This window comes from Variovorax sp. 20P10.2.4 (assembly GCF_058244205.1).
This window is the reverse complement of sequence record NZ_JBZAYE010000873.1, coordinates 1-2468: the sequence shown is the minus strand read 5'-3', so window position 1 is coordinate 2468 and position 2468 is coordinate 1. Positions and strand designations below refer to the sequence as shown.

3 protein-coding genes and 1 pseudogene are annotated in these 2468 nt (G+C 70.1%); all 4 read right to left on the bottom strand.

The annotated features are described in order from the left end of the window. Window positions 1–618, bottom strand: a pseudogene (locus AC27VN_RS38795) (hypothetical protein); the annotation flags it as partial. Between the two features lie 14 nt (window positions 619–632). Beyond that, window positions 633–1133: a pyridoxamine 5'-phosphate oxidase family protein gene (locus AC27VN_RS38790; RefSeq protein ID WP_490880111.1), complete on the bottom strand. Its 501-nt coding sequence runs from the start codon at window positions 1131–1133 to the stop codon at window positions 633–635. Between the two features lie 231 nt (window positions 1134–1364). After that, window positions 1365–1568: a hypothetical protein gene (locus AC27VN_RS38785; protein WP_093353787.1), complete on the bottom strand. Its 204-nt coding sequence runs from the start codon at window positions 1566–1568 to the stop codon at window positions 1365–1367. A 59-nt stretch (window positions 1569–1627) separates the two neighbouring features. Further along, on the bottom strand, window positions 1628–2468 hold an 841-nt coding region (locus AC27VN_RS38780; protein WP_490880110.1), incomplete at its 5' end, for a helix-turn-helix domain-containing protein.

The window sequence follows — 2468 nt, the reverse complement described above, 5'->3', positions numbered from 1 at the left end:
CGCGCGGTCGATGCCGGCGGTCTGCTTGTGGCGGTCGGGCGTGCTGCCGTGGCTGCGCATCGCCTCGGCGATGGTCGCGCGCAGCGCCTCGTCCTCGGCGGTCTCGGGCGTCACCACGCCGTCGCCGTTGAATCGCATCGCGGCCAGCCATTCGCCGCGGTCGGAGATGTCGGCCAGCGTGAGCGTGTTCGTGTCTTTCCGGCCCAGCAGGTCGAGGATGCGCCGGCCCTCCTTCGCGAGTTCGGCGCCGGGGGCCTTCGCGCCATCGAGGTCGTCGAGCGACAGCGTGCCGCCGCCCGAGAGCAGCACGTCGGCGCTGCGCAGCCGTTCGCAGGCCCACTGGCAGGCCGCGATCACCTCGGGCGGGCGCACGCGAGCGTCACGGTCGGTGTCGATCAGGTCCAGCGTGCGCGGATCGAAGTCGATGCCGCGCGTGGGACAGGCCAGCGCGACCCAGAGCTTCTGGTCGAGCTCGGCGATGCGCGCGATGTCCTCGCCGCTGCGGAACACCACCTGGTCGACGCCGCCGGCGCGCATGAACTGCCAGCGGTGCGGTGCCGGCGAGGGGGCCGTGGCGCCGGGCGTGCCGGCGGCTTGTGCGGTCGTTGCCTCTGTCATCGCTCCGGCTGCCCTCAGACCGCGACCTTCTTGTGCTCGCCGAGGTTCTTCGGCGGTTCGCCGGTGAGGGCGGCCTTGGCCATCTTGTAGAGCTGGACCATCTTGCTGTCGTCCACGTCCCAGTACTCGGCCTCGACCACGTTCACGGCCAGCAGGCCGAGGTTGGGATCGTCCACGCCCTTGGGGAACCAGGCCTCGACCATCTTGCTGAACAGCGCGCGCTTCTTGGCGGCGTCCTCGCGCAGTTCGGCGCGGCCCGAGATCGACACGTAGCTGTCGCTGTCGGTGTTGGCATAGGCGATGTTCACGACCGGGTCGCTCGCGACATGGCGCGCGATGTCGCCGTTCTTCGGCACGAAGAAGTAGAGCGTGCCGGCCTCGTCGCCGTCCTTGTTCTGCGTGGTCAGCGGGTGGCTGTGCAACTGGCCGTCGCCGTGGCGGTGCGTGAGCATGCCGTAGCGCGTGTCCTTGATCAGGTCCCAGAGCTTGCTTTGATCGGTGGTGGTGGCGGTCATGGGGTCTCCTTCAGGGGTGGAATAAAAAAGCGGGGGGATCGACCGGCGAAGTGCCGATGTCTGGGGACCACCGTACGGTGCGAGCCAGGGCTGTCGCGCGGTCACACGGCGCGCGGCCATGTCATCCGATGCCGACAGCGGGCGGGGTGCGATCGCGAGTCGGCGTGGCACAGCAAGGCGCCGCGGGCCGCGCGAGCCCGTCGATCCAGAAAGAGAGAAGGCGCGGGGCGCTCAGGCCGCGGTGGCCGCGCGCTGGCGTATTTCGCTGTGCAGTGCGCGCTCGCCGGTCGCGAGCGCCACTTCGTAGCTGTCGGCAGGGTCGAAGGCGCTGCGCAGCACGCGGGGATGACCCCCGCTGTCGTCGGTCTCGAGCAGGCGCCAGACAAAGGATCCGGGTGCCGGCTCGTCCACGATGAGTTCGATCGGATGTGTCATGGCCCGACCTTGATCCGATCGGCGGGCCCTGTCTGTAGGCCGTGGGCGACGAATCTTCCTCAGCTGCGCGCCGCGGCGCGGAACTCGCCGGGCGTCATGCCCTTGATGCGCCGGAAATGCCGGTTGAAGTTCGAGATGTTGTTGAAGCCCACCTCGTAACAGATGCTGCTCACGTGCTGGCGCGTGGAGGCCAGCAGGCGGCAGGCGCGCGCCACGCGCAGGCCGATCACGAAGTCGGTGAAGGTCTGGCCGGTGGCGCGGCGGAAGCTGCGCGAGAAGGCGTTCTCGCGCATGCCGACGATGGCGCCCACCTCGGCCAGCGACAGCCCCTCGGCATAGTTGTCGCGGATGTGGTCGAGCGCCTTGTGGATGCGCAGCGCGGCGCCATGCTCGCCGAGCGAATCGTCGGTGAAGGCGGCGTCGGCCAGCAGCCGGTACTCGGACCACTGCGAGAGCTCGTTGAGCAGCACCGTGAACTCGGCGAAGCGCGCCAGGCCCTGCAGCATCTCGATGCGCCGCAGCCGCGAGACGATGCCTTCGCCCAGGCCCACGAAATGCACGCCTTGCCGCGCACGCGCCAGCAGCGGCGCGGCGTCGCGCAGTTCTGGAAACAGCTCCATGCCGCGGCGTAGCGGCTCGTCGCCGAAGCGCAGCACCAGGCCGCCGGCGTTGCCGCCGCCGTGCAGCGGATGGTGCTCGAACGCGAGGCTGTGCGGCAGCCGGGGTCCCAGCAGCACCAGGCTGCCGGGCGCGAAGCGATGGGTTTCCTCGTCGAGGCCCTGGCCCACGCGCAGGCGCGCGGGCGCGGCGCCGATCAGGTGCAGCTCGTGCTCGTGCAGGCAGTTCGTTTCCTGGCTGCGGGCCGACGAGGTGGGCGAGCTTTCGCAGTGGAGGGTGACG

Coding starts and splice junctions, on each gene's coding strand:
- AC27VN_RS38790 (WP_490880111.1), bottom strand. CDS start 1,133: ATGACCGCCACCACCACCGATCAAAGCAAGCTCTGGGACCTGATCAAG.
- AC27VN_RS38785 (WP_093353787.1), bottom strand. CDS start 1,568: ATGACACATCCGATCGAACTCATCGTGGACGAGCCGGCACCCGGATCC.